An 860-nucleotide genomic window follows, 5' to 3' on the forward strand; every position below is an offset into this window, starting at 1 on the left:
CTGGCTAACCAGATGCGTGCGCAGGGCAAACAAGGGGCGATTCTCACCTTGCTGTGCGACAGCGGGGAGCGTTATCTGGATACCTATTACAACGCCGAATGGGTAGCGCAACACATCGGCGATATCAGCCCGTATCTGGCACAGCTCAACGCGGGGCAAGCGCAACGTCAGCCCGAGCTGATTTTGGCCTGATACCGCGTTAACGCTGAAAACGACGCGGTTTTGCTATAGCATGTACCTTTTACGTCACACAGGGCACATTGCCCTTGAGCATCAAAGGTACAGCAATGACAAAACGCGCGGTTGTCGTTTTCAGCGGCGGGCAGGACTCCACCACCTGCCTGATTCAGGCACTCAGCCTGTATGATGAAGTGCACTGTGTCACATTCGATTACGGTCAGCGCCACCGGGCGGAAATCGATATTGCGCGCGCGCTTGCAAACCAATTGGGTGCCAAAGCGCACAAAGTGCTGGACGTCGGTTTACTCAATGAGTTGGCTGTCAGTAGCCTGACGCGCGACAACATCGCCGTGCCGGATTACGACGCCTCTGCGTCCGGCATTCCCAGCACGTTCGTGCCCGGGCGCAATATTCTGTTTCTTACGCTGGCTGCCATTTACGCCTACCAGGTCGGTGCGCAAGCGGTGATCACTGGCGTCTGTGAGACCGACTTTTCGGGCTATCCTGACTGTCGCGATGAGTTTGTCAAAGCCTTGAATCAGGCTATCGTGCTCGGTATCGCCCGTGATATTCAGTTTATTACGCCGCTCATGTGGCTCAACAAGGCGGAAACCTGGGCGTTGGCTGACCACTACCACCATTTGGATACGGTACGCAACCAGACGCTGACCTGCTACAAC

General features: G+C 55.8%; 1 protein-coding gene and 1 pseudogene. Both read left to right on the plus strand.

The window, feature by feature from the left end; genetic code table 11:
- Window positions 1-192 (plus strand): annotated as a pseudogene (locus tag J5224_RS31240) (hypothetical protein); the annotation flags it as partial.
- Between the two features lie 95 nt (window positions 193-287).
- Window positions 288-860 (plus strand): 7-cyano-7-deazaguanine synthase QueC (gene queC, locus J5224_RS31245; protein WP_264628886.1); only part of this gene is annotated, 573 nt, incomplete at its 3' end.

The organism is Candidatus Symbiopectobacterium sp. NZEC135 (genome assembly GCF_025962695.1).